This is a genomic window from Streptomyces sp. NPDC047022 (genome assembly GCF_040644155.1).
Classification (GTDB): domain Bacteria; phylum Actinomycetota; class Actinomycetes; order Streptomycetales; family Streptomycetaceae; genus Streptomyces.
The window spans coordinates 33,793-59,769 of sequence record NZ_JBEYVV010000005.1; the positions used below are offsets into that span (position 1 = coordinate 33,793).

General features: G+C 71.0%; 22 protein-coding genes. 10 read left to right on the top strand and 12 right to left on the bottom strand.

Translation table 11 applies throughout. From position 1 onward, the window contains the following. Nucleotides 1-206: 206 nt before the first annotated feature. Both ABZ845_RS08220 and ABZ845_RS08225 read right to left on the bottom strand, forming a co-directional pair. Nucleotides 207-404 carry a hypothetical protein gene (locus ABZ845_RS08220; protein ID WP_360974579.1) on the bottom strand — a complete coding sequence of 66 codons (198 nt, stop codon included), beginning with the start codon at nucleotides 402-404 and terminating at the stop codon, nucleotides 207-209. 88 nt (nucleotides 405-492) lie between these two features. Next, nucleotides 493-1,056 carry a hypothetical protein gene (locus tag ABZ845_RS08225; protein WP_360974582.1) on the bottom strand — a complete coding sequence of 188 codons (564 nt, stop codon included), beginning with the start codon at nucleotides 1,054-1,056 and terminating at the stop codon, nucleotides 493-495. A 207-nt stretch (nucleotides 1,057-1,263) separates the two neighbouring features. Between ABZ845_RS08225 and ABZ845_RS08230 the strand changes: the two genes are divergently transcribed. Then, nucleotides 1,264-2,262: an NAD-dependent epimerase/dehydratase family protein gene (locus tag ABZ845_RS08230; protein WP_360974585.1), complete on the top strand. Its 999-nt coding sequence runs from the start codon at nucleotides 1,264-1,266 to the stop codon at nucleotides 2,260-2,262. A 284-nt stretch (nucleotides 2,263-2,546) separates the two neighbouring features. Then, the gene (locus ABZ845_RS08235; protein WP_360974588.1) at nucleotides 2,547-3,197 is read left to right on the top strand and encodes a GAP family protein; all 651 of its coding nucleotides are present in this window, start codon (nucleotides 2,547-2,549) and stop codon (nucleotides 3,195-3,197) included. On the opposite strand, the gene ABZ845_RS08240 is transcribed toward ABZ845_RS08235, so the two are convergent. The 3 genes from ABZ845_RS08240 to ABZ845_RS08250 form a co-directional block, all read right to left on the bottom strand. Continuing rightward, nucleotides 3,167-4,045 (bottom strand): alpha/beta hydrolase, encoded by an 879-nt coding sequence (locus tag ABZ845_RS08240; RefSeq protein WP_360974591.1) that lies wholly within the window; start codon nucleotides 4,043-4,045, stop codon nucleotides 3,167-3,169. The two genes, ABZ845_RS08235 and ABZ845_RS08240, sit on opposite strands and share 31 nt — an antisense overlap. Nucleotides 4,046-4,185: 140 nt before the next feature. Next, on the bottom strand, nucleotides 4,186-5,298 hold the full coding sequence (locus ABZ845_RS08245; protein WP_360974594.1) for a HAMP domain-containing sensor histidine kinase: 1,113 nt from the start codon (nucleotides 5,296-5,298) through the stop codon (nucleotides 4,186-4,188). 2 nt (nucleotides 5,299-5,300) lie between these two features. Further along, nucleotides 5,301-6,059: a response regulator transcription factor gene (locus ABZ845_RS08250; RefSeq protein ID WP_360974597.1), complete on the bottom strand. Its 759-nt coding sequence runs from the start codon at nucleotides 6,057-6,059 to the stop codon at nucleotides 5,301-5,303. 115 nt (nucleotides 6,060-6,174) lie between these two features. On the opposite strand from ABZ845_RS08250, the gene ABZ845_RS08255 reads away from it, so the two are divergent. Genes ABZ845_RS08255 through ABZ845_RS08265 form a run of 3 tightly spaced genes read left to right on the top strand, consistent with a single transcriptional unit; the run spans nucleotide 6,175 to nucleotide 8,350 of the window. Next, nucleotides 6,175-6,891 (top strand): glycosyltransferase family 2 protein, encoded by a 717-nt coding sequence (locus tag ABZ845_RS08255; protein WP_360974600.1) that lies wholly within the window; start codon nucleotides 6,175-6,177, stop codon nucleotides 6,889-6,891. Beyond that, nucleotides 6,888-7,505, top strand: coding sequence for a DUF2064 domain-containing protein (locus ABZ845_RS08260; protein WP_360974603.1), 618 nt, complete (start codon nucleotides 6,888-6,890; stop codon nucleotides 7,503-7,505). The genes ABZ845_RS08255 and ABZ845_RS08260 overlap by 4 nt, the downstream gene beginning before the upstream one ends. Next, nucleotides 7,502-8,350: a methyltransferase domain-containing protein gene (locus tag ABZ845_RS08265; protein ID WP_360974606.1), complete on the top strand. Its 849-nt coding sequence runs from the start codon at nucleotides 7,502-7,504 to the stop codon at nucleotides 8,348-8,350. Before ABZ845_RS08260 ends, ABZ845_RS08265 begins: the two co-directional genes overlap by 4 nt. 310 nt (nucleotides 8,351-8,660) lie before the next feature. On the opposite strand, the gene ABZ845_RS08270 is transcribed toward ABZ845_RS08265, so the two are convergent. Beyond that, entirely contained in the window at nucleotides 8,661-9,902 is a 1,242-nt protein-coding gene (locus tag ABZ845_RS08270; RefSeq protein WP_360974609.1) for a molybdopterin-dependent oxidoreductase, read from the bottom strand. Nucleotides 9,903-10,015: 113 nt separating this feature from the next. Between ABZ845_RS08270 and ABZ845_RS08275 the strand changes: the two genes are divergently transcribed. Further along, a complete protein-coding gene (locus ABZ845_RS08275; RefSeq protein ID WP_360974612.1) occupies nucleotides 10,016-11,371 on the top strand; it encodes a hypothetical protein in 1,356 nt (451 codons plus the stop codon). A gap of 212 nt (nucleotides 11,372-11,583) precedes the next feature. On the opposite strand, the gene ABZ845_RS08280 is transcribed toward ABZ845_RS08275, so the two are convergent. After that, nucleotides 11,584-13,038, bottom strand: coding sequence for a glyceraldehyde-3-phosphate dehydrogenase (locus ABZ845_RS08280; RefSeq protein WP_360974615.1), 1,455 nt, complete (start codon nucleotides 13,036-13,038; stop codon nucleotides 11,584-11,586). Between the two features lie 562 nt (nucleotides 13,039-13,600). Between ABZ845_RS08280 and ABZ845_RS08285 the strand changes: the two genes are divergently transcribed. Together ABZ845_RS08285 and ABZ845_RS08290 are read left to right on the top strand one after the other, a co-directional pair. Continuing rightward, nucleotides 13,601-14,404 (top strand): CAP domain-containing protein, encoded by an 804-nt coding sequence (locus ABZ845_RS08285; protein WP_360974618.1) that lies wholly within the window; start codon nucleotides 13,601-13,603, stop codon nucleotides 14,402-14,404. A gap of 313 nt (nucleotides 14,405-14,717) precedes the next feature. Further along, complete coding sequence (locus tag ABZ845_RS08290; RefSeq protein WP_360974621.1) at nucleotides 14,718-18,086, top strand: lectin; 3,369 nt, start codon at nucleotides 14,718-14,720, stop codon at nucleotides 18,084-18,086. Between the two features lie 182 nt (nucleotides 18,087-18,268). On the opposite strand, the gene ABZ845_RS08295 is transcribed toward ABZ845_RS08290, so the two are convergent. Both ABZ845_RS08295 and ABZ845_RS08300 read right to left on the bottom strand, forming a co-directional pair. Next, entirely contained in the window at nucleotides 18,269-18,835 is a 567-nt protein-coding gene (locus tag ABZ845_RS08295) for a TetR family transcriptional regulator (protein ID WP_360974624.1), read from the bottom strand. Nucleotides 18,836-18,932: 97 nt separating this feature from the next. Further along, nucleotides 18,933-19,811 (bottom strand): SDR family NAD(P)-dependent oxidoreductase, encoded by an 879-nt coding sequence (locus ABZ845_RS08300; RefSeq protein WP_360974627.1) that lies wholly within the window; start codon nucleotides 19,809-19,811, stop codon nucleotides 18,933-18,935. A 325-nt stretch (nucleotides 19,812-20,136) separates the two neighbouring features. On the opposite strand from ABZ845_RS08300, the gene ABZ845_RS08305 reads away from it, so the two are divergent. Then, a complete protein-coding gene (locus ABZ845_RS08305) occupies nucleotides 20,137-20,406 on the top strand; it encodes a hypothetical protein (RefSeq protein WP_360975177.1) in 270 nt (89 codons plus the stop codon). Between the two features lie 371 nt (nucleotides 20,407-20,777). Here ABZ845_RS08305 and ABZ845_RS08310 read toward each other — a convergent pair whose 3' ends face one another. After that, the gene (locus ABZ845_RS08310; RefSeq protein WP_360974630.1) at nucleotides 20,778-21,590 is read right to left on the bottom strand and encodes a TetR/AcrR family transcriptional regulator; all 813 of its coding nucleotides are present in this window, start codon (nucleotides 21,588-21,590) and stop codon (nucleotides 20,778-20,780) included. A gap of 270 nt (nucleotides 21,591-21,860) precedes the next feature. On the opposite strand from ABZ845_RS08310, the gene ABZ845_RS08315 reads away from it, so the two are divergent. After that, nucleotides 21,861-23,573, top strand: a complete 1,713-nt coding sequence (locus tag ABZ845_RS08315) for an MFS transporter (RefSeq protein ID WP_360974633.1) — start codon at nucleotides 21,861-21,863, stop codon at nucleotides 23,571-23,573. Nucleotides 23,574-23,654: 81 nt separating this feature from the next. Here the strand turns inward: ABZ845_RS08315 and ABZ845_RS08320 are convergent, their stop codons facing one another. Together ABZ845_RS08320 and lnt are read right to left on the bottom strand one after the other, a co-directional pair. After that, a complete protein-coding gene (locus ABZ845_RS08320) occupies nucleotides 23,655-24,134 on the bottom strand; it encodes an NUDIX domain-containing protein (protein ID WP_360974636.1) in 480 nt (159 codons plus the stop codon). A gap of 9 nt (nucleotides 24,135-24,143) precedes the next feature. Continuing rightward, nucleotides 24,144-25,802, bottom strand: coding sequence for an apolipoprotein N-acyltransferase (gene lnt / locus ABZ845_RS08325; RefSeq protein WP_360974639.1), 1,659 nt, complete (start codon nucleotides 25,800-25,802; stop codon nucleotides 24,144-24,146). Nucleotides 25,803-25,977: the final 175 nt, after the last annotated feature.

Sequence of the window (25,977 nt, forward strand, 5' to 3'; positions counted from 1 at the left end):
CTGCCAGAGTCCCGCCGGCAAGGGCGGTCCGGCTCACCCACAACGGGTGAGGCCCCCGATGGCCGGGGTCGCGGCCCTTTTCATGGACGCGGGGAACTGCGCTTTCATGGACGCGGGGAACTGCGCTTTCATGGACGCGGGAAACCGCGCACACCACACAACGCACCCGCCCTGGACCACACACCTCGGCCCCCGCGCGGCACCCGTCACTCCGGCAACCGATGCATCTCCACGACGCTCAGTCCCAGCGACTGGAACCGGGCCAGCAGCCCATACAGATGTGCCTCGTCGACCACGGGCCCGACCAGCACCGTCTCACCGGCCAGCACCAGACGGTCCAGCTCGGGAAAGGCCCGGCTCAGAGCCTCGGACATCTGCCCGTCGACGCGGATCTCATAACGCATGAGCCGATCCTCCGCCCCACGACGCCCCCCGGCCTCACCTGGCGAAGGTGAACCCGGGGTAGCCCGGGCCACGGTGCGGCCCCGAGTGTCAGTGCTCAAGGAAGATCTTGAACACGATGATCAGCAGCCCGAGCAGCAGATTGACCGCGGCGCTGACCGCCACGAGGAACCAGGGGGCACGGGCGCGCCGGGCCGCCGCCGCGGACCAGCCCATCTGCCCGGCCACGGCGATCGCGAGCGCCAGCCAGGCCCCGCCTCGCGCGTCCAGTCCGAACAGCGGACTGACGGCCGCGGCCACGGCCGGCGGCACGGCGGCCTTGACGATGGGCCACTCGTCGCGGCAGACATGCAGCGCTGCCCGCCAGGTCGGCAGCTGCCGCTGCGCAAGCCGCGCGCCGAACAGCTCGGCGTGCACATGCGCGATCCAGAACACCAGCCCGGTGCCCAACAGCAACAGCACCAGTTCGAGGCGCGACACCGGGCCCGTCGCCCCGGCGCCGACCACCACGGACGCGGCGAGCAGTGAACCGTAGACACCGCCGGTGTAGTCGGCACGGGCGCGGCGCTCGGCCTTGCTCTCCTTGCTCTCCCTGCTCTCCCTGCTCTCCTCGGCTTTGGAGCCTTCGGCACCGGAGCCTTCCGCCTCGGACATCACAGCCTTCCCTCGCACTTCCCGTCACGGGCGGACAGGCTGAAAGTCTGCGGGCAGTACGTCCTCTCGCACGAAGATCCCGGCCCGCCACGGCCCCGCCCTTCACCTCACCGGTCGAGCGAGGTGACATCACGACCGGTCTTACGGAGTGGTGACATGGCGGGCGGGACGCGCGGCGGCGGTCCGTCGCGGGCCTAGCGTGGCCGTATGCGTGTACTGGTCACCGGCGGTGCCGGTTTCATCGGGTCCCATGTCGTCGAGGCACTGCGATCGCGCGGCCACGAGCCGGTGGTGTTCGACGTACGAGAGGGCACCGGCGCCGATGTGCGCAACCCGGAAGCGGTCGCCCGCGCCCTGTCCGGAGTCGAGGCGGTGTGCCATCAGGCGGCCATGGTCGGTCTCGGCAACGGGGTAGCGGACGCGCCCGAGTACGTCTCCCGCAACGACCTGGGTACGGCCGTCCTGCTGGCTGCGATGGCGGACGCGGGCGTACGGCGCCTGGTCCTGGCCGGGTCGATGGTCGTCTACGGGGAAGGGCGGTACGAGTGCGGACGGCACGGCGTGGTGCGGCCGGGCCCGAGGGCCGTCGCCGATCTGGAGGCCGGGCGCTTCGAGCCGACGTGCCCTCTGTGCGACGAGGGGTTGTCCCCCGGGCTGGTGGGCGAGGACGCCCCCACCGATCCCCGCAACGTGTACGCGGCCACCAAGCTGACCCAGGAGCATCTGTCGGCGGCCTGGGCCCGGTCGGCCGGGGGTTGTGCCGTGTCGCTGCGGTACCACAACGTGTACGGCCCTCGGATGCCCCGGGACACCCCCTACGCGGGTGTCGCCTCGTTCTTCCGCTCCGCGCTCGCCCGCGGCGAGGCCCCGCGCGTCTTCGAGGACGGCCGCCAGCGGCGCGACTTCGTGCATGTGCGCGACGTGGCCTCGGCCAACGTGGCGGCGCTGGAGGCGGATCTGCCCGAGGGAGTGCTCACGGTCTACAACACCGGCAGCGGCGAACCCCGCACGGTGGGCCGGATGGCGCAGGCACTGGCCGACGCGTACGGCGGCCCGCAGCCGGTCGTCACGGGTGAGTACCGGCTCGGCGACGTACGGCACATCACCGCGGACTCCTCCCGGCTGCGCGCCGAACTCGGCTGGCAGCCCGAGGTCGGCTTCGAGGAGGGAATGATCGAGTTCGCGCACGCGGGACTGCGCGGATAGCGAAGCGGCGGACGGGCTTCACACAGGCCGGGGCGTCGCCCCGCACCGTCGCGCCGTTCCCCGGCGGCTACCCGCACCGGGCCCCGCGCCACTGGGCGGCGGATTGGTACCGGCCGCTGCGCGGCCCTTCCTCTTCGCGGTCCCCCCGCGGATCCTGGGCCCGGGATCAGGGCACGGCATGGTGCGTCTCCACGCAAGCGAGATGAACCACCTCGGGTGCTTTCTTCCCGACCTGTACGCGGAATTCAAGGCGACGCCGTGCGCGGAAGGCAGGAGGAGGCGTCATGATCGGGCAGCTTGTCACGGCGGGCATCGGGATAGCGCTCAGCCCGGTCCCGGTGCTCGTCCTGTTCCTGCTGCTGACCACAAGCCGCGGGCGGGCCAACGGACTGGCGTTCACGACCGGCTGGATGGCCGCCCTGACCGCGGTCGTCACACTCCTGGCTCTCGCCGGTGACCGTCCGGGGGCGGGGAGTTCCCACAGCGGCGCGGGGTGGGTGCAGCGCACTGTGGGCGTCCTGGCCCTGCTCCTGGGCGCCGCCCATGTGCTGCACGGTCGACGGGGCGGGAACGGCGGCCACCTGCCCGGCTGGATGCGCGTCTTCGACCGCTTCACGCCGACGCGCTCGGCTGTGCTGGCCGCCGTCATGCTGTCGGCCGATCCCAAGAATCTGCTGTTCGCGGCCGACGGTGCCCTCGGCGCGGCGTCGCGGACGACGAGCGGCCCCGTTCAGTACGCGGGGCTCGCCTTCCTGGTGTTCGCGGGCTCCTCGGGTCTGCTGCTGCCGATGGGTGTCCACCTCCTGGGGGGCGAGCGCAGCACACGGTATCTGGCCCGGTGCAGGACCTGGCTGAGCGCACACGGGACCGTGACCACCTCCGGAGTACTGGTCGCGGTCGGCGCCTACTTTCTCGTCAGGTCCGCGACCGGCTGACCATCACCGGTGTCCGCGATGAAGGCGGCCAGCGCCCGTGCCGCTTCCTCGGGTGCCTCGACCTGGGGATAGTGGCCGACACCGTCGAGCACGGTGAAGCTGGCGTCGGGGCGCCGCCTGCGGAGGCGCTCCAGGACATGGGCTCCGCTGACGGGGTCTTCGGGGCCCCACACGAACAGCAGCGGGCCCCCGTACTGTTCGAGGGAGTCGGACCAGCGGTGGAAGTGGACGCGTCGGTCGTCGATGTAGCGGAGCAGGCGCGGGGCCAGGTGATGCCCCTTCTCGCGGGTGAGGGACGTCCACATGTCGTGCAGAAGCTCGTCCGGGACGGGCCTGGCCAGGACGCTGCGCAGGTTCGCGGTGAACCTCTTCTCGTCGGTGAGGCGGGCCAGGAGTGGGCCGATGCGGCTGTGCAGGAGACGCTGCGCCAGGATCGGGCGGTGGAGGTCGGCGTAGAGACCGCCGTTCAGCAGGGCGGTGCGGGTGATGCGGCCCGGGTCACGGGCCAGCAGCTCCTGGGCGACCGAGACTCCGTAGTCGTGGGCGACGAGTGCGGTGTCGCGGATGTCCAGGTGCTCCCAGACGGCCTCCACCAGATCGGCCTGCTCATGGATGGAGTAGCGGTGGCGGGAGGGCTTGTCGCTGTGCCCGAACCCGAGCAGGTCGAGGGTGGTCACCCGGCATCCGGCCGCGACCAGGTGCGGGACGGTCATCGCCCAGTCGTGGGAGGAGGTGGGGAAGCCGTGCACGAGCGTCACGGGCCTGCCCTCACCGTCCTGGCGGACGAACAGGCGATGGCCGTTCAGTTCCACCCTGGTGCCGCCCGCGGTCCAGTCGACGAGATTCAACGAGGCTCTCCAATACCATCGCCATCGGGCAAGGCAGGGCGCTCGGCTCGAAGAGCGTCCACCAGCGCACTGCCGAGGACGGGACGAGACAGTACGACATGGTCGTGCGGCTGTGCGGACCAGGGTCGGGCCCGGCCGGTTCACCCCATGGCCGCGGGAAGCGTCACCTCGAAGCGGCAGCCGCCCGGGATGTTGTGCACGGTGGCATGACCCTGATGGGCCTCCACGATGCCGCGGACGATGGCGAGGCCCAGACCCGCCCCCGCAGGCGGCGTCCGGGCATGCGTGCCGCGCCAGCCGGTGTCGAAGACGCGCGGCAGGTCGTCCTCGGCGATCCCGCCGCAGCCGTCGGTCACGGACAGCACCACGCCGTCGGCCGAGCGCTCGGCGGTGACCGCGACGGTGCCGTCGGCCGGTGTCCGCCGGATCGCGTTCACGAGCAGATTGCCCAGCACACGGCTCATCTCCTTGCCGTCCACCTCCACCGGCACCGGTTCGACGTGGTCACCGACCAGCCGTACCCCCAGCTCGCGGGCGAGCGGGTCCGCTCCCGCGAGGGCGTCGCCGACGAGGTCGTACAGCGACATCCGGCTGGGCGCGAGGGCGAGCGCGCCGGCGTGGATACGGGAGAGCTCGAACAGGTCGCCGACCATGTCGTTGAGGCGCTCGACCTCGGTGCGGATCTGCCTGAGGTAGCGGCCCGGGTCCGCCGCCACCCCGTCCTCGAGTGCCTCCGCCATGGCCCGCAGTCCGGCGAGCGGGGTGCGCAGATCGTGCGAGATCCAGGCCACCAGCTCGCGCCGGGAGGACTCCAGGGCGCGCTCACGCTCACGGGACTCGGCTAGCTTGGCGCTGGTGGCGGCCAACTCCTTGCTCAGTGCGGCGAGTTCAGCGGTGGCCGGAACCCTCGGGGCGGCGAAGTCGCCGCCCTCTCCGAACGACCTTGCCGCGAGCTGGAGTTCGCGGCTCCGGGCGACGACCCACCGGCCCAGCAGCAGCGCGGTGGCCAGTGAGACGACCGCCGCCATCGCGACGACCGTCGTCACGACCCTCAGGTCGTGCCCGGACAGGAACATCGCCTCGGCCACGGCCAGCGTGCCGGCGAGCATCGCGAACACCGCCACGGCGGCGACCACGGTGAGGGACGCGGTGAGCGAGCGCCGCCGGATCAGGCGCAGCACACCCGCTCCGGCCAGGCCGGAGGCGGCGGCGCCCAGGAAGGCGTACAGGGCCATGAGAAGTGTGTCGTTCATCGTCAGCTCCCTGCGCGCTCTTCACGCCCGGCGGGGTCGAACCGGTAGCCCACGCCCCACACGGTCTGGATCAGACGGGGCCTGGCCGCGTCGTCCTCGACCTTGCCGCGCAACCGCCGGACATGGACGGTCACGGTCGACAGATCGCCGAAGTCCCAGCCCCACACCTCGCGCATCAGGTCCTCGCGGCTGAACGCCCGCCCCGGGTGCCGAAGGAAGAAGGCCAGCAAGTCGAACTCGCGTAGGGTGAGGGCGAGTTCGGCGCCGTCCTTGGTGGCACGGCGGGCGGCCGGATCCACGGTGAGCCCCGCGGCGCCCAACGGCTGACGTGTTCCGTTCCCGGGCCGTGCCCGGCGCAGCACCGACTCCACCCGCAGGACCAGTTCGCGGGGGCTGAAGGGCTTGGTGACGTAGTCGTCGGCCCCCACCTCCAGGCCGAGGATGCGGTCGTCCTCGTCGCCGCGCGCGGTCAGCATGATCACGGGCACGGGCCCACGGTCGCGCATCCTGCGGCACACCTCCAGGCCGTCCATCCCGGGCAGCATCAGATCCAGCACCACCAGATCGGGCCAGTGGGCGGCGGCCCGGGCCAGCGCCGTCGGCCCGTCCTGCGCGCGGTCCACCGCGTAACCGGCTCGGTCCAGATAACCCGAGACGACCTCGGCGACGGTGGCGTCGTCCTCCACGACGAGGACGCGGGCGGCTTCGGCCGACCGGTGCTCATGGGGCACCGGCTCCTTGGGCTCGTACGGCTGCTGCATGCGTCCAGCCTCGCACCACGTCACCCTCGGCAGTGCCTCCGCCCCCTCTCCCGGCCGCCGACGTCCGTGTTTCGTAAGGAGCCGGAGTCCGGAATGTCCCCTTCGCGTTCGTAGGGTGAAAGCCGTGACGACCTCTCCCACACCACCGGACGTCGACGTGGTGCTCCCCTGTCTGAACGAGGCCGAGGCACTCCCCTGGGTCCTCTCCCGCATCCCGCACGGCTGGCGTGCGCTCGTCGTGGACAACGGCTCCACGGACGGCTCGGCCGCTCTCGCGCTCGAACTCGGCGCGAGGGTCGTCCACGAGCCGCGCCGCGGTTTCGGCGCCGCCTGCCATGCGGGGCTGACCGCCGCGACCGCCGACATCGTCTGCTTCTGCGACTGCGACGCCTCGCTGGATCCGTCGCTGCTCGTGCGCTTCGTCCGTGAAGTGCGTTCCGGCGAGGCCGACTTGGTGCTCGGACGACGGCGCCCGCAGGGCAAGGGCGCTTGGCCGGCGCACGCCAGGGCGGGCAATCTCGCGCTCGCCCGGATGCTGCGCCGCCGCACCGGGCTGCGTCTGCACGACCTGGGCCCGCTGCGCGCCGCCCGCCGCGAGTCCCTGCTCGCCCTGGGACTCAGCGACCGGCGCAGCGGCTATCCCCTCCAGATGGTCGTGCACGCGGCCGACGCGGGATGGCGGATCACCGAGCACGACGTGCCGTATCTGCCGCGCACGGGCGACTCGAAGGTGACGGGCACCTGGCGCGGCACCTGGCAGGCGGTTCGGGACATGAGCCGTGTGCTCGCCCAGCCGCCGACGGGAACCACGGTGGGAGGGACCGCCCGGTGACCACACTCCTCGTGATCGCCAAGGAGCCGCGGCCGGGACGGGTGAAGACCCGGCTGACGCCGCCGTTCACCCCGCGCGAGGCGGCGGCGCTCGCCGAGGCCGCGCTGGCCGACACCCTGAGTGCGGTGGCGCGGACCCCCGCCACCCGGCGCATCCTCGTCCTCCAGGGGCGGCCCGGACCATGGCTGCCGTCCGGGTTCGAGGTCGTACCGCAATGCCAGGGCGGGCTGGACGAACGCCTGGCCGCGGCCTTCGCGCGCTGCGACGGCCCCGCGCTGCTGATCGGAATGGACACACCGCAGGTGACACCGGACCTGCTCACCGTGGACTTCGCCGGCTGCGACGCGTACTTCGGCCCGGCCGAGGACGGCGGATTCTGGGCCCTGGGACTGGCCGACCCCGATCCGTCGCTGCTGCGCGGTGTGCCCATGTCGACCGACACGACGGGTGCAGTGCAGCGGGACAGGCTCGTGGCCGCGGGGCTGCGGGTGCGCGACCTGCCGTGCCTGCGCGATGTCGACACCGCCGGCGACGCCAGGGCCGTCGCGGCGGCGGCGCCCGGCAGCGCGTTCGCCGCGCTGTTCACCCGGCTCAGGACGGGCAGCACCCGATGAGCGCGGCATACGACATCGCGCCGGTGGACACCGCCGCACACGGCGCGGCGGGCGTCTCCTCGCCCTGGGCCGCGGACGATCCGTACTCCCACGCCCTGCGCTCGGGCCGGGGCCCGCTCTTCCTGCGGCGGGCCGACGGCTGGCTGCTGCCTCTGGAGGTCGAACGATGGTGCGCGGAGGCCGACGCCGTCGATCTGGCGGTACTGGGCCGGTGCGAAGGGTCCGTGCTCGACATCGGGTGCGGACCGGGACGGCTGGTCTCCGCGCTCGCCGAACGAGGGCGGGACGTCCTCGGCATCGACGTCAGCGAGGCCGCCGTCGCTCACACCCTCCGGCGGCTCGCGCACCCCGTGCCGCGGCGGAACCGGAAGCCGGGCCGTGCGACCGCACTGCTCCGCTCCGTCTTCGAATCTGTCCCCGGCGAAGGCCGCTGGGACACCGCGCTCCTGATGGACGGCAACGTCGGCATAGGCGGCGACCCGCACGCCCTGCTGGACCGGCTGTACGAACTCCTGCGGCCCGGCGGGACGCTGGTCGTGGAGACCACGCCCGCGGACATCGACGAACGGGTCAGTGTCCAGGTCGTCGATCTCCCCGGCGACCAGAACGGCACGGGCAGCCCGTTTCCCTGGGCGCGGCTCGGCACGCCGGCCCTGCTGCGCCACGCGCGCGGCAGGGGCTGGCGCGCCGTCGATCAGTGGTCTTCGGGCGGGCGCTGCTTCGTCGCCCTCCGCAGCCGCAGCCGCACTACCAGCAGCAGCGCCGAGCCGCCGAAGAGGACGGCGGTGATCAGCAGCCAGCGGGCGAGGACCGGGCCCGTGGAGAGCCCGGTGGCCAACCGGTAGCGCTGGGCCACCTGACCGCTGATGAGCGGGAACCACACCAGGAGCAGCAGCCCGGACAGGGCGGCCGGGACGCGGACGTATCCCGCCCACTCCCGGTGTCCGGCCCTGTCGAGACCCCGTACGACCGCGCGGTCCGCCACCGCGTAGAGCGGCAGCAGCACGAGATCGTGCAGGAACGCGGCGCCCACCATCCACAGCGCGATCTGGAACCAGTCTCCGTCCAGCAGCCGCAGGCCGGCGTACCCCGCGAGTGTGAACGAGCAGGCGAGCAGCAACAGTTGTACGGGGCTGCCGACCACGATCCGGCGCCTCATCGCGGGTCTCCGAACGTCAGCCGTCCCACCCACTTGGTGTTGAGCACACCGGGCGCCGCGGGCACGATGATCCGCGCCGGATAGCCGTGGTCCGGCGTCAGGTCAGCACCGTTGACGTGCAGAGCGAGCAGCGAACGCGGGTCGGCGACCTGGTTGGCCCGCAGGGCGGCCCGGCGGAAGGCGCCGTGTCGCTGGAGCGACTCCACGAGCACATCGGGCGGGTCGTCGTGCCCGACGAGTGCGGCGAGGTCACGCAGTCGTACCCCGCGCCACCACTGGTCCGAGGTGGCCCAGCCCTCCACACAGGCGATGGGCAGCGCCGCGCTGTACTGCGGGTGCCGCAGCAGCTCGCCCCGGCTGAGCCGAACGGTACGGGAGCGGCCGACCACCACCAGCCGCCATGCCTCCTCGCTCGTCTCGTCGTCGCGGATCCCCGCGTAGGCGGCCGTCTTGTTGACCTGGAAGCCACCCGGGCCCCGGGCCGGTCCGGTGCCGCCGTGCGGCGCGAGTACCGCGGCCTCTCGCAGCGAGCCGTCCACGCTCCGGCCCACGGTGGTGCCGAACAGCAGCAGCGACCCGCCGCCGACGAGCCCCAGCGCCCCGCGCCGGGAGACGGTGGGCGGATCCGGCCGGGGGGACACGAGTTCCCCGTCGGGCAGCGCCCCCTCCTCCCGTATCCGGCGCACGGCGCGCAGGGCCGCCGGTGTCTTCAGCACGGCGTGGGCGAGGAACGCGGCGAAGAAGACCCAGGCGCCGTAGAAGTGCAGCGTGTAGAAGGAGCCCGGAAAGAGGTAGTCGAGCTGGATGTTGAGCACACCGGTGACGAATTCGAAGAGCCCTCCCCCGACCAGGAGCAGCAGCGAGATCCGCTCCAGGGCATGGGCGAGCGACCGCGCCGGTGGCAGCGCGAACAGCTTGGGCAGGACCGACCACAACTTGGCCAGCAGGACAGGGATCAAGGTGATGCCGAGCGTGACGTGCACGCCCTGGTTCAGCCGGTACAGCCAGGCAGGATGTGTGGGCCAGTCGAAGAGATAGAAGCCGAGGAGCCCCTTGCCGGGGGTCATGTCGTTGACCGGTGACAGGTCCGGGTTGTAGGCGGCGTAGGAGAGCAGCCCCGTCACGAACAGCACGGTGATGCCGACGAGCAGGACCAGACCCAGAACCGAGGTGAACCAGGGCCCGCGCAGGGGACTGCGCCAGAAACCGGGAGATGAGGGAAGCCGTTGATCGGGCATGTCCCGACCGTAGGCCGCGACCACCCCGCACAAGGGCTCTCGACCGATGACGAAACTCTGACGTCCGCCCCGCGACCCGCCCGTGCGCCCCGTCCGGGGCCTAGCGTTCCGGTGTGACCCGCTCCCTCCGCCGTGACCTGTACGCCGTCCTGGCCGCCGCCCTGCTCATCGTGGCCGCGGTCGTGATCGGCCGCCGTATCCAGCACGACCACCACTCGCTGTTCGTCAACTGGCCGCCCTTGTTCGCCCATTGGGAGCCCCATGTCGGACCGGGGACTCCGGCCGCTTTGCTGGTGGCGGTCCTTGTGGTGGCGTACGGACCGGCTCTCGCGGCTCGACTGCCGTGGCGGGCGCTGCTCGCGGCGGCCTGGGGCGCCTGCCTGGCGTGGACGTGGTCCCTCGCCCTGGTGGACGGCTGGCAGCGGGGCGTTGCCGGCCGGCTCACCGCCACCAACGAGTACCTCCGGGTCATCGACCGCTTCCACGACATTCCCGCGACGCTGCGGGACTTCACCCACCACATCGTGAGCGCGTCCCCCGCTCCCTGGCCCGCCCATATCGCCGGACATCCCCCGGCCGCGACCGTGACCTTCGTCCTGCTCGACCGCATCGGTCTTCGAGGCGGCGGCTGGGCCGGGGCCTGGTGCATCACCGTCGGTGCCACGGCGTGCGTGGCCGTGCTGACCGCCCTGCGGGCACTGACCGGCGAGGCCCTCGCGCGCCGGGCGGCGCCCTTCCTGGTCCTGGCACCGGCCGCGGTGTGGGTGGGCGCCTCCGCCGACGGCTATTTCGCGGCCGTCGCGTCCTGGTCCGTGGCGCTGCTGGCGCTGGCGGTGACGGGGAACACGGGAGCCGGACCGCGGGCAGCCGCCGCCTTCGGATCGGGTCTGCTCTTCGGCCTGACCTGCTATCTCTCCTACGGTCTCACGCTGTTCGCGCTGATCGGGGCGGGCGTGGTGGCACTGGGCCGGATACCCGCCGGCACGCTGCTGCGCGGCGCCCCTTTTCTCATCGCGGGCTTCGCCGTCGTCCCCCTTCTGTTCACCGCCGCCGGATTCGACTGGTGGGAGGCGTACCGGCTGCTGGTGACGCGCTACTACGAAGGCGTCGGTGGGATCCGGCCCTACGGCTACTGGGTGTGGGCGAACCTCGCCTGCACCGTGGCGGTGGTCGGCCTCGCGACCGCGGGAGGCCTGCGACGTGCCGCGGCCGCGCTCACCGGCGTCCGTCGCCCTCCGGCGGCCGGCGTCCCCGAGTCACGCCTGGCCCTGCTGGTGCTCTGCGCCCTGCTCGCCCTGCTGGCCGCGGACCTGTCCGGCATGAGCAAGGCGGAGACTGAGCGCATCTGGCTCCCCTTCGCCATGTGGCTGCTCCCGGCATGTGCCCTCCTCGACCGCCCCCAGGGCTGGCTGGCCGCCCAGGCAGCGCTCGCGCTCCTCATCAACCACCTGCTGCTGACCGGCTGGTGAGTACCGGTGTCAGACCACGGTGCCAGTGCCACGACAGGTAACGTTCGCCCCGTCGCGACACCCGGCGGACGGAACGAAAGGCGCCACCGGCCGCAGTCATCGTCCGCCGTTCGGCCCAGGCCGGCCGGAGAAGTGCCGTAACACGGCACCGAAGTCACGAAGGGCCGTCACCCGGCGTGCGGGTGACGGCCCTTGCTGTGGTGGCGGCCTCGTTACGCGGTCGGCGCCGGGTAAGTCGGGTACTCCACGCCGGAGATGTACTGGACGACGCGGATGACCTGGCACGAGTAGCCGAACTCGTTGTCGTACCAGAGGTAGAGGATCGCGTTGTCGCCCTCGACCTTGGTGGCACCGGCGTCGACGATCGAGGCGTGGCGCGAGCCGATGAAGTCGCTGGAGACGGCGTCCGGGGCGGTGGTGAAGTCGATCTGGCGCTTGAGCGGCGAGGTCAGCGAGACGTTGCGGAGGTAGTCGAGGACATCCTCACGGGTGGTCTCGCGCGCCAGCTGAAGGTTGAGGATCGCGATCGAGACGTCCGGCACGGGCACCCGGATCGAGCTGCCGGTGATCTTGGCCTTGAGATCGGGCAGCGCCTTGGCCACGGCCGAGGCGGCACCGGTCTCGGTGATGACCATGTTGAGCGCCGCCGAGCGGCCTCGGCGGTCGGCCTTGTGGTGGTTGTCCAGCAGGTTCTGGTCGTTGGTGAACGAGTGGACGGTCTCCACATGGCCCCGCAGAACGCCGTACTCGTCCGCCATCGCCTTGAGCGGCGGGACGATCGCGTTGGTGGTGCAGGAGGCGCAGGACAGGATCTGCTCGTCCGGCTTGATGGTGTCGTGGTTGACGCCGTGGACGATGTTCGGCACGTCGCCCTTGCCCGGAGCGGTCAGGACGACCTTGTCGATGCCGGGTCGCAGATGCTTCGACAGCCCCTCGCGGTCACGCCACTTGCCCGTGTTGTCGATGAGGATGGCGTCCTTGATGCCGTACGCCGTGTAGTCCACCGCCGTCGGATCGTCGGCGTAGATCACCTTGATCTCGTTGCCGTTGGCGACGATCGTGCTGTTCTCGTCGTCGACGGTGATCGTGCCCTGGAACTGGCCGTGGATGGAGTCCCGGCGCAGCAGCGAGGCGCGCTTGACGAGGTCGTCGGCGGCCCGGCCGCCGCTCCCGCGCACGACGATCGCGCGCAGCCGCAGACCGTTGCCGGAACCGGCCTTCTCGATGAGAAGCCGGGCGACGAGGCGGCCGATGCGGCCGAACCCGTAAAGGACGACGTCGCGCGGCTCACGCCGCTCGATCTTGCCTTCACCCGTGGCGCCCGCGACTGCCTCGGCGGTGAACTCCTCCACCGACAGCCCGCGGTCGTCGCCCCGGTACGTCGCGGCGAGCATGCCGATGTCGATCTGGGAGGGCCCGAGATCGAGCGTGGTGAGTGCCTGGAGGAACGGAAGCGTCTCGGTGACCGAGAGCTCCTCCCCGGCGATCTGCCGGGCGAATCGGTGGGTCTTGAGGATGCTGACCACCGACTTGTTCACCAAGGAGCGGCTGTGCAGCAGGACCGTGACGTCCCGCTCGCGGTGCAGCTTCCCGATGATCGGGATCATCGACTCCGCGATCTCCTCGCGGTTCTTCCAGTTGGTGAACGAGTCGTCGTTGACAGTCACAGGCTTATCTTTCGAGCTAGAGGGTGCTCATATGGTAGCCGCCCGGCATTTTGATCATTCAATCGGTACCACCCGCACGGGACCGGCGGGCCGGCGAGTGCGGGACATCACGACCTCAGACCCCTTGGCGCCTACGGGTCGGCCACAAACGGAGCGATCACTTCCGTGACATCCATCACATCGGACCTGGATCTAGGGGTGCCGGATAGTAGAGGCTCGTGCTGCGACATGATGGATTTGTCCGGACTTGGATCGGGCACCGGCTGCTCGACATGGCACGGCACCCGTCGGCGGGACCCTCACGGCCAACAGCCACGGCAAGAGGGTTTATGACGGAGCGGTACTCCTTCGCGAAGGCCGCGAAGCGGTGCCGAGCACGCCCCCACTCCCCTGACAAGGGCGCCGCATGCCTACTAAGCAAATTAGTAGCAACCAACTTTGCGTTCACTGCAAAGCCGTCCAAGAATGACGAGCCGCAGGGCATCGCCGCACGTCGAAGAGCGGAGTCTGCGCACAGCCAGCCGTACGAGAAGCGCTCGGCGATTTCCGGGTGAGGTCAGTCATGGGGAAGCACCGCAAGAACTCGCGCCACCGGCGAATACTCGTCGCCGCCCTCGCCATGGGCGTCGTGGGGGTGCCGTCCGTCGCCCTTGCCTGCGCCGACTGGCCGGGCGAGGGAGGACACCTGGCTCACGTCGCCGCGAAGCCGACGGCGGCCGAGAGCTGGGGAAGTGACCCCAACTGGTACCGGGAGTGGAGCGCCGACGGCGGCAGCAAGCACACCTGGGCCGAGTCGGCCACCCCGACCGCGACCCCGCGTTCCGAGTGGACCCATAAGCCGAAGCGGAAGGCCACCGCACCGGCGGCCCGCCCCACGACCGCCGCTCCTCGCCCGAGCGTCACCGCCTTCTCCAGCGCCCCGCAGGCCACGCCCTCCGCGATCCCGACGGCGTCGAGCACTCCCACACCCACATCCACACCCACAGCATCCTCCGTCGTGGCGCGCATCGTCGCACTCGTCAACGCCGAGCGCGGCGAGGCCGGCTGCTCGCCCCTGACACTCGACTCGACGCTGACCAAGGTGGCGCAGGCGCACAGCGCCGACATGGCGGAACACCAGAACATGTCCCACACGGGATCGGACGGCTCCTCGCCGGGCGACCGGATCACGGCCGCCGGGTACAACTGGAGCTCGTACGGCGAGAACGTGGCCTACGGCTACTCCACCCCCGAGCAGGTCATGGCCGCCTGGATGTCGAGCCCCGGCCACAAGGCGAACATCCTCAACTGCGGCTTCAAGGAGATCGGCGTCGGTCTCGCGCAGCCCGGCAGCTACTGGACCCAGGACTTCGGGACCGCCCGCTGAGCGCAGGCGAGGGCCATGTGCGCGGCGGCGGGTCTCCGCCGCCGCACCGCCACACGTGGCCGACCTTCGACGGGTGCCGTGGCGCCCGGCCTTGACAGTGCGCGGCGCAGGGTCCAACGTTCCCCGTCGTACGGACAGTTGGCCACGCGGTCACCCCTCGGCCCGCTCCGCACCATGCCTCCCCGCGTCATCTCCCGCCATCACCTGCAGTCGGGCGCAGCCCAGCGAGCCGAGCCGGGACAACGTTGTCAGCCTCCGTGTGCAGTTCCCTCGTCCAGGTCGTTCCGCCTGCTCGTCGAAGGGAAGGGTCACGATGGCACGACGCACGCCGGCAAGACCCCTGCGACCGCCGAGACCGCGAACTCGGCACAGATCTCAGCCGCTTCTGTCCCGCGCCCTCCCGCTGCTGCGCCCCGCGGCAGCCCTGGCCACCGGCGCCCTGATCGTGGCCACCGCCTCCACCCCGGCCATCGCCGCCGGCGGCGCACCCGCGCTCGTCACCAGTCCCGCCTCACTCGTGAATCCGTTCATCGGGACGTCGCACTCCGCCGACGACTTCCCCGGCGCCGACATGCCGTTCGGAATGGTCCAGTGGAGCCCCGACACACCGCACAGGCCAGACGGCGGCGGCTACGAGTACAACGACTCCTCCATCACCGGGTTCAGCCTGACCCATATCGCGGGCCCGGGCTGCGGCGCCGCCGGTGACATCCCGGTCCTGCCGACCGTCGGCGCGGTCGACACCGGCGCCACGGCGGGCTTCTCCCACACGAACGAGTCCGCCTCCCCCGGCGTGTACACGGTGTCGCTGAACAACGGTGTCAAGACGGAGCTGACCACGACCACCCGCAGCGGCATGGGACGGTTCACCTTCCCGTCCAGCAGTCAGGCCAACCTGGTCTTCAAACTGACTGACAGTCAGAACGGTGACTCCAATACACAGTTCAGGACGGTCAGCACCACCGAGGTGAGCGGTCAGGTCACCAGCGGCAACTTCTGCGGTGCGGGCAACTCCTACACCGTCTACTTCGACATGGTCTTCGACCAGCCGTTCAGCCAGGGCGGTACCGCGGCGGCCACCGCCACGGTTCCGGCACCGAAGACAGGTGTCTCCCCCGGTACCCCCGAGTCGCCCAACAGGCCGGTCCTGCACGGAACCGCTCCCCGGTCCGGTGCCGCGCACACCTTCGCCCCCCAGGCGAGCGGTACCGACGGCTATGTCACCTTCGACACCACCGCCAAACGCATCGTGCAGGCCAAGGTCGGTATCTCGTACGTGTCGCTCTCGAACGCGGTCGCCAACCGCACGGCGGAGAACCCGGGCTGGGACTTCGACGGAGTGCGGACCGCGGCGTCGGGCACCTGGAACTCGCTGCTCGGCCGCGTGCGCACAGCCGGTGGAACGGCCGCTCAGCAGGCGGTCTTCTACACCGCGCTCTATCACTCGCTGCTGCATCCGAACGTGATCAGTGACAGCAACGGCCAGTACCCGGGCTTCGACGGCACGACGCACACCGTCGACCCGGGCCACGACGCCGCCTACGCCAACTACTCGGGCTGGGACATCTACCGCTCCCAGGCGCAGCTCGAGGCCCTGATCGCCCCGAAGGCGGCGTCCGACACCGCGCAGTCGATGCTGGACGACTACCGCCAGACCGGGCGGTTCCCCAAGTGGTCGGAGAACAACGGCGAGACCTATGTCATGGTCGGTGACCCGGCGGACGAGATCATCGCGGGCTACTACGCCTTCGGCGCACGGGACTTCGACAGTGCCGCGGCGCTCAAGGCGATGGCCGCGGAGGCGACCGGTACCAACAACAACCGGCCCGGACTCGGCTACCTCGGGCAGCTGGGGTGGCTGCCCAGCGACGGCAGCTACGGCTGCTGCAACTACTACGGCCCGACGTCGACCGCTCTCGAGTACAACTCAGCCGACTTCGCCGTGTCCGCGCTGGCCGGGGCCCTCGGCGACACCACCGACCAGCGCCGGTTCGCCGACCGGGCACAGGGCTGGCGCAACCTCTTCAACTACGGCAGCGGATTCATTCAGCCGCGCACGGCCTCGGGGACATGGGCCTCGGGATTCTCGCCGACGTCCGGCAGCACCTTCGTCGAGGGCGACTCCTGGCAGTACACCCCTATGGTGCCGTTCGACGTGCATGGACTGTCCACCGCGATGGGCGGCAACCCGGTCATGGCGAGGTTCCTCGACACGGACCTGTCCTCCCTGACGGGCGGCGACGGGCACACCGACCTCGGCAACGAGCCCAGCCTCAACATCCCCTGGGAGTACGACTACATCGGCCGCCCGTACCGGACCCAGCAGGTCGTCCGCCAGGTGCAGGACCAGATCTGGACCGACAGCCCGTCCGGTCTTGCGGGCAACGACGATCTGGGCGAGATGAGCTCGTGGTACGTGTGGTCCGCGCTCGGCATGTATCCGGAGACCCCGGGCACCGCCGATCTGGCGCTGGGCAGCCCGCTGTTCACCCAGGCGGTGATCACCCTTCCCTCCGGAAAGACGCTCACCGTCAACGGCTCGGGAGCCGCGGACAACGCCCCGTACGTGCAGTCGGCCACCTGGAACGGCTCGGCGTGGAACAACGCGTTCGTCCCGGCAGGTGCCCTCGGCGACGGCGGCACGCTCTCCTTCCAGCTCGGCACCTCCGCGAACACCTCCTGGGCCGCGTCCTCCTCCTCCGCGCCGCCGTCGTACCCAGGCTCGCCCACTTACACGAACATCGGAACTTCGGGGGACTCCGCCACTTCCTCGGCCGACTTCGACGGAGCGGGCCACAGCTACTCCGCGAACGCCCTCTCCTCAGCGGGAGTCACCCCCGGGGCGAAGGTCACGGCAGGCGGGGTCTCGTTCACCTGGCCCGACACCGCCACCGCCACACCCGACAACTACGAGGCGAACGGGCAGACCATGCGGGCGTCCGGCTCCGGCGCCATATCCTTCCTGGGCGCCGCCAACAACGGCCCCTCCTCCGGCACCGCGATCGTCACCTACACGGACGGCACGACCCAGTCCGTCACCGTCCGCCTCTCCGACTGGACGCTGGGCGGCGGCAGTTCCTCACCGGTCTCCGGCAACACCGTCGCGGTGACCACCGCCTACCGCAATCACGCCGGGGCCTCGTCCGACAACGTGAAGACGTATGTGTTCGCGACGGCGCCCGCGGCACTGGCCGCGGGCAAGACGGTGAGCGGCGTCCGGCTGCCGTCCGACGTCGGCAGCGGAGGTATGCACATCTTCGCGGTCGGGTTCGGTACCGCCTCCGCCACGGGACCGGCCACCGGGTCCATCGTCTCCGGTGTTTCGGCCGGCCTGTGCGTGGACGACCGCGGAAGCGCCACGACCAACGGCACCCCCGTGCAGATCTACGCCTGCAACGGCACCGGCGCCCAGCAGTGGACCGCCGCGCAGGACGGCACCCTCCGGGTGCTGGGCGGCTGTATGGACGTCACCAAGTCAGGTACGGCCGACGGCACTCCGGTGCAGTGGTACCAGTGCAACGGCACCGGCGCCCAGCAGTGGCGTGCAGACACGCATGGCTCCCTCGTCAACCCGGGGTCCGGCAAGTGCCTTGACGATCCGGGATCGTCCACCACCTGGAGCACACAGCTCCAGCTCTACACCTGCAACGGCACCGGTGCGCAGAACTGGACGCTGCCCTAGGGCACTCCGCTGCCGCAGGGCACTCGGTTGCCGCAGGGCATCCCCCCGGCCCCGGGTATGGGCCTCGCCGTACGGCTTGGCCGATACCCGGGGCCGAGTCGTGTACGGCACCGTGTCCGCGGTCAGATCGCGGGCGCCAGGGTGTCTCGCAACGACCACCGGAACCCAGGTCGTCCCGGACCTCAGCGGACGTACAAGCCCTCCAGCAGTGCGTTCAGATAGCGGCGCGCGGTCTCGGCGCGGGCGGCGGGAGCGCTGTGGACGTTCGCGGCGAAGGCGACACCGCACATCAGGGGGACCAGGTCGTCGGAGGTGAGGTCGGCGCGAACCACCCGGGCTTCGCGGGCCTGTTCGAGCAACTGTCCGCCGACCGACCGTAGGGTCCGCTTCAGTTCGCTGGTGCGCGTCAGCGCGTCCACGGGCGCGGCGGTGACCGGGGACAGGGAAGCGTCGGTGACCTGTGCCTCGATGGTGCGGGTCAGGAAACCGGCCAGAGCGCGGCCGGCGTCGTCATCGGTCAGCGCCTGCTCACCGTGGGCGGCCAGTGCCTCCAGGCCGGGAGCCGCGACGGTCTCCAGGAGGGCCTCGGCGGTCGGAAAGTGGCGGTAGACGGTGCCGACGCCCAGCCGGGCCCGGCGGGCGACGTCGTTGAGCTGCAGCGGTACGCCTTCGTCGACGAGTTCGCGGGCCACGGAGACGATCCGTTCCCAGTTGCGGGCGGCATCCTTGCGCAAGGGGGCGGTCGTCATGGGGCGAGTCTAACTGGATGGCTCATCCGGATCGTCGTGGTACGCGATCCGGACGAGCCACCCGCCTCCCCCGACGGCCGACCGGCTTCGGATCCCGTCACTCGGCCCCGAGCGGTGCGAGCAGTTCACTGAGGCGGCGGACGGCCGCGGCGACACGGGGGTCCCCGGCCGCGCGGAAGGGGGCGACCGGATGTGCCCGGGGTCCGATGACCACGCCGGTCCGGCCGGCCAGCGAACTGTCGGTCGCGGCGAAGACCGACGGCCTGGCCGCCACGGACGCCGGACCCGAGGTCGAGCGTTCGAACTTACGGCGGACCAGCGGCCACAGCACCCGTAGCCCCGGTGAGACGATCTTCGGATCGTTCATGGTGCCGTCGGTCATGTCGGTCCGGGCGCCGCCGGGGTCCGCCGCGAAGACCGAGACGCCCGTGCCGCCGAGACGGTCCGCCAGCTCGAGTGTGTAGGCGAGATTGGCGAGCTTGGCGCGGCCGTACCAGTGGAAGCCGTAGTAGCCCCCCGGCGGCTCGACGGCGTCGAAGACGCGCTTGGCGACGCCGACCGCTCCCGAGGTGACGTTCACGACCCGGCTGGGCGTCCCGGCCCGCAGGGCGGGCAGCAGCAACTCGGTCAGCAGATACGGCGAGAGGTGGTTCACGGCGAAGGACGCCTCGATCCCGTCGGCCGAGTCCTGCCGGTCCGGGAACATCGCTCCGACGTTGTTGACCAGGACGGTCAGTGGACCGTCCGCGGCGATCCGGTCGGCCAGGACGCGGACCGCGCCGAGCGAGGAGAGGTCCGCGGCCAGGAACCGCGCGGAGTGCAGGGGGCCCGTGGCGTTGATCCGCTCTGCCGCGCGGGCACCGCGCTCGGTGTCGCGCCCGACCACCGTGACCGCGAGCCCGGCTTCCGCCAGCCCCAAGGCGGTCTCCAGCCCGATTCCCGCTGTTCCTGCCGTGACCACCGCTGTTCGCTTCATCGCGCGACCCGCTCCCCATATCTGGATAGTTCATCCGGTTACCCGGCGCCGCCACTCTAACAGATCCGGATTATCTATCCACTTCTTGGCCGTGGCCGGTCCGCCACCAGGCCGCAGGTATGGCGCCGCACCCCACCGCTGGAGCCCGAGCACAGTGAGCCTCCGCGCGAAGGCGCCTGAGTACGCGTACTCAGGCGTCCGAGATCGTCGGCGGCGAGAGTGAAGGCACATCGAGCGAGAGGAGACGAACGTGCTCGCGCGTCATAAGGCCACCCGGCCCACCACCGCCCTCCGGACCGGCAGGCTCCGGACCGCCGGAGCCGCCCTGGTCGCCGCGACCGCGGTCGCGGCGCTCGCCGGATGCTCCTCCCCGGACTTCCGGGACGCCATCTGCAGCAGCGGCGAGTACCCCGTCCTCACGGTGAACGGCACCGGTTCGGCGTGCGTCAAGAACGGCGAAAGGCCCCCGGCCGGATACACGCGATACCCGGAGGGCAAGGTGCCACAGCACGTCGACGACAAGTGGGACGTCTACTGGCGCACCCACACGCTCGACGAGAACGGCCACGTCGTCGACGCGCGGAGCGCAGGCTGACCGCACGAACCACGGGGCGTACGCCCGGCGGCCCGGCACAGTCCGGGCCGCCGTCGGCGGACGGCCTGTACCCGCCTCCCGGGGGCGGCCCCGGCCTGAGCGCCACCGAACTCGAACGACTCGCCACGGCGCTTCGGGGCGACGGCGACCATCCCGCGGAGGCCGCACGTATCGGGCGCCCGCGCGTCCGGGAACCGCGGAGCCGTACGACCGCCGCCCGGCGCCGGCAGGCATCTCGGCCGGAGGCGCAGGCCTGAGGCGCAGGCCGGGGTCCGCCCTACGCACTCTCAGCCAGGCAGGCATCGAGGCGGGCTCGCGCCTCCGGGCCGGACCCACGGCGCTCACGACCCTGCTTGGCACAGGCGGGTGGGTCAGACGGCATCCGCGGCCGGGCAGGTGTCCGGACCCGCGCAGGCGGCCCGGTCCGGCAGGTAGCTGGCCAGGCCGCGCAGGATGATCTCCAGACCGATGTCGAACCTCTCGTCGGAGGAGTCCGTCACCATCAGCCCTGACAGGGCGCGCAGATGGGGATAGCCCTCGGGCGACAGGGACGAAAAGTAGCTCTCCATCTCGTCGGCCATCTCGCGCCAGTCGGGGCGGGCCATGGAGGCATCACCACCGGAGCGACTGGCGGCCCGGTCCTGCCACATGTGCTCTTCCAGGACGAACCCGTCGATGTACGTGGAGAGGAGGTCGCCGGCCTCCGCCGCGATGCGGTCGGGCAGTCCGGCGGCGCGGAAGATGCCGAGCAACGCCTCGACATGTGGCAGCAGTTCGGCGGTGAAGGGGACATGGCCCATGGAGATCCTGGCCATGTCCCGGTGGGCCAGCAGGCGTCGCCGTCCGGCGCGGGCGAAGTCCCGGAGCTGCTCCTGCCAGCGCTCCGGGTCGGGTTCGGGCATCTCGAAGCCCTCGAAGAGCTTGTTGTACATCAGCTCCAGAAGTTCGTCCTTGGAGCTGACGTGGGCGTAGAGGGCGGAGACCGTGACCCCCAGTTCGGATGCCACCTGTCTCATCGACAGGCCGTCGAGTCCCTGGCGGTCCAGCACGGTGAAGGCGGCCTCGACGACCCGTTCGCGCGACAGCGGTGTGCGTGAGGGGGCGACGTGGGTGCGGGCCGGGCGCTCGCGCTGCCACGGGGAAGGCGGAGGTGGTGTGGGGGTGCCGTCGGCCGGGTCCGTCATGAGGACAGTCTAGGTATCGCCGAGAACAGTGTTCTCCTTCGGTGACTGGCACCGATGCCATCGGACGCGATATATCTTGTTCCGGATCGAAGTTGCGCTATAGCTCAATGAACACTGTTCTCTTGGTGAGCACTGTTCTGTTAGGGTGAACACCGTTCTCCGATTCGGTCGCCCCTCTGCAGGGCCGTACCAGCGAACCGAGCGGCACATCCATCCGTCCCACCGTGCCCGCGGACCACCGCAGCGCGGCCCCACCCGCAAGGAGTTCCGATGTCCACCACCGGTGTCGCGTCCGCAGAGACGCCCACCGATTCGCCGGCGCCCTACCGGTGGCGCTGGGCTGCACTCTTCGTCATCCTCGCGGCCGAGGTGATGGACCTCCTCGACGCCGTCGTCACGAACATCGCCGGCCCCTCCATGCGGGCCGACCTCGGTGGCGGTGCCTCCACCCTGCAGTGGCTCGCTGCCGCGTACACCCTCTCGATGGCCGTCGGGCTCGTCACCGGGGGCCGCCTCGGGGACATACACGGGCGCCGCCGGATGTTCCTGGTGGGGGCCGCCGGCTTCACCCTCGGTTCGCTGCTGTGCGCGGTCTCCGTGTCACCCGAGATGCTGATCACCGCGCGCGTCGTACAGGGCCTGTTCGGCGCGGTGATGCTGCCGCAGGGACTCGGCATGATCAAGGAGATGTTCCCGCCGCAGGAGTCGCAGAAGGCGTTCGGCCTGTTCGGCCCGATCATGGGACTGTCCGCGGTGTGCGGGCCGATCCTGGCGGGCTGGCTCGTGGACGCCGACTACTTCGGCACCGGCTGGCGGATGATCTTCCTGATCAACCTGCCGCTGGGTGCCGCCGCCCTGCTCGGCGCCCTCCGCTACCTGCCGAGGGGGCGTTCCGGCGACAAACCGAGCCTGGACATCGTCGGCATGCTCCTGGTCTCGCTGGCCGCGCTGCTCATCATCTTCCCGCTGGTCCAGGGCCGTGAGTACGACTGGCCGGTGTGGGCGTTCCTGATGATGGCCGCCTCTGTGGTCGTCTTCGCCGTCTTCGGCACGTACGAGTCTCGCCGCAGCAAGGCCGGCCTGGACCCGCTGGTCGTCCCCAGCCTCTTCCGCAAGCGTGGATTCAGCGGCGGCATGGCCCTCGGGCTGGTCTTCTTCTCGACCATGCAGGGCTTCATGCTGGTCTTCAACCTCTACACCCAGATCGGCCTCGGCTACTCGCCGCTCAAGGCGGGACTGGTGATGGTGCCCTGGTCGGGTGGCATGATCGTCGGATTCGGGGTCGCCCAGGGTGTCGCCCGGTTCGGACGGGCCGTGCTGCAGGCGGGCACGCTGGTCATGGCGGTCGGCGTGTTCGGCGTATGGCTGACCCTGGACATGGCGGGAAGCGGTGTCGGCCCCTGGCAGCTCGTGCCGTCCCTGCTTGTCACCGGCATCGGGATGGGCCTTCTCATGGCGCCGTTCTTCGACATCGTGCTCGCCAGTGTCGAGCAGCACGAGACGGGTTCGGCGTCCGGCACGATGACCGCGATGCAGCAGCTCGGCGGCGCCCTCGGCGTGGCCCTCCTCGGCACCGTGTTCTTCGGCCTGCTGGGCGGCGGGATCGCCACCGCCGTCGACCACCACGCGGGCAGCCTGCGGGAGCAGCTGACCGCCTCGCACGTCGAGCCCGCCGTCCAAGACCGCGTCGTGGCGGACCTGCGCACGTGCGCCTCGGACCGCGCCGTGGCCAAGGATCCTGCCGCGACCCCGGCGTCCTGCGCGCGCATGGAGAAGGACACGCGGTCCGCCGTGACCTCGCCTCAGGCGGGCGCCCGGATACCCGCCGCGCTGCAGGCCACCGGGACATCGGCCTTCCGGAGCGGCTTCGGTTCGGTCATGCAGACGGTGCTGTGGATCGTCGACGGCATGCTCGCCCTGACCTTCCTGCTCTCGTTCCTCCTGCCTCGCCACGCGCGCCCCGAGGGATCCGCCGGGCACTGACGCCGACGTCGGCGGCCGACGGGACGGCCGGGCACCCCGAGGAGGGGCTGCCCGGCCGTCCCGTCTTCGGAGCGGAACCCTTCAGAGCGGAATCGCGGGATTGAACCAGGTGGGTGCGTCCGACAGTGCCTGCTTGATCCGGAACAGCCCGAACTCGTTCAGCTCCGGCAGCGCGTCCAGCGTGAACCACCCGACGTCCACCGACTCGTCGTCATTGACGCGTGCCTCACCGCCCACGGCCCGGCAGCGGAACGTGATGTCCATGTACTGACACACGTCGCCATTGGCGTAGGTCATTGGTTCCAGTGCCTGGACGAGGACCACCCGCTCGGGGACGCAGTGCACGGCCGTCTCCTCGTACACCTCGCGCACGGCGCAGGCCGCGGGCTGTTCCCCGGGCTCGGGGATGCCGCCGATCACCGACCACCTGCGGGTGTCGGCACGCCGTCCCAGCAGCACCCTGCCGTCGTCGTCGAGGACGATGGCGGTGACGCCCGGAAGCAACAACAACTGATGGCCGGCCGAGGCCCGGATGGTCTTGATGAAGTCGGGAGTTGCCATGATCCGACCCTAACCGGCCGGTTCCGCAACCTCCTGCTCGTGAGCCGGGGCGTCCTCGCGGGCCGAAGCGCGGCGAGAGCGCACCGACGAGACCGCCGCCCAGCCGAGGCCGCCGGCCGCGAGAAGCACGAGCAACAGCTCGGGCAGGGTGCCGAGCCGTGTGGCGGGCGTCTCGGAGGAGCGCAGCGGCACCTTCTGGACGAGTGAGGCGGCCACGAACATGCCGGTCCGCTGGGTGATCTTCCCGTCCGGCATGATCACGGCACTGACCCCGCTGGTCACCGGCACGGTGACGGTGCGGCTGTGCTCCACCGCGCGCACCCGGGACATGGCCAGCTGCTGGTAGGTCATCTCGCTGCGGTCGAACGTCGCGTTGTTGCTGGGCACCGAGATCAGCTGCGCCCCGTCGGTGACGGTGCTGCGTACGGTCCAGTCGAAGGCGGCCTCGTAGCAGGTGACGAGCCCGACCTTGGCGTTCGCCATGGTGAACACGCCCGGCTTGTGACCCCGGCTGAAGTCCTGGCGCACCATCGACGTCCAGTTCTTGTTGATGGCGCCGAGGAGTGAACGCAGGGGGAGGTACTCGCCGAACGGCTGCACCTGCCGCTTGTCATAGGTGTCCACGGGTCCCTTGGCGGGGTCCCACAGGATCTGCTCGTTGTAGAGCTTGCCGTCGCGCTCGACCACACCGCCGACGGAGATGGGGACACCGATCGCCTTGGCGGCGTCCTCGATCACGGCTGCCGCGTCCGCGTCGGCGAAGGGGTCGACGTCGGAGGAGTTCTCGGGCCACAGTACGAGATCGGGCCGGGGTACCTTGCCCGCCTTGACCCGCTCGGCCAGGCGCTCGGTCTCCCGCGCGTGGTAGTCGAGGACGGCCCGGCGCTGCGCGTTGAACTCGAGTCCGGCGCGCGGCACGTTTCCCTGGATGACGGCGACCGTCGCGGTGCCGTTCTCGGCCTTGTCGCTGACCAGGGAACGCGCGGCCACGGCGCCCGCCACGGGCGCGGCGACGCTGATCAGCGCGGCGACGGCCGCGCCGCGCCGCAGTGCGCCACCGCGCCGTCCCTCCACGACGACACGCACGACCTCGTACAGGCCGAAGCCGCACAGCACGACGGCGAAGCCGAGCACCGGGGTGCCGCCGACCGCGGCGAGCGGCAGGAAGACTCCGTCGGCCTGGCCGAAGGCGATCTTTCCCCAGGGGAATCCGCCGAACGGCGCCCGCGCCCGGGCCGCCTCCCCTGCGATCCATACGGCCGCCGCCCACAGCGGCCAGGCCGGCAGCCGGGAGACCAGCGCGATGCCCACACCGACCAGGGCTACGAAGACCGCTTCCACCGCCACGAGCGCGAGCCACGGGCCGGGGCCGACCTCGACCCCGGTCCACACGAGCAGCGGCAGCAGAAAGCCGAGCCCGAAGAGATAGCCGAGGCAGAGGGCCGCCTTCCAGGTGCGGCCGCGCAGGACCCAGCCGAGGACGGCGAAGGCCACCAGGGCCAGCCACCACAGGGGCCGGGGCGGGAAGCTGGCATAGAGCAGTACGCCGGAGAGCGCCGCGGTGGCGGCCGGAACGAGACGCCGGACCCTGCGCAGACCACGGGGCGTGGAATCGGCCTGGGGTTCGAGCTGCTCCCGCTCGTCCACGGAAGTTGCGGTGACGGTCACCTGGGTGAGTGTACGGTGCGTGACCGATCCGCCGACAGTTCGGTCCGCGGCCTGGCCGAACCGCTCCGCGCCCTTCGGCGCCGCCTCTCGCGGCCCCGTTGCCGTATCGTTCCTGCGCAACTCGCCCACAAACCGGCGCATCACCCGTTACCGTGTGCCCGAGCCTGAGGCATGC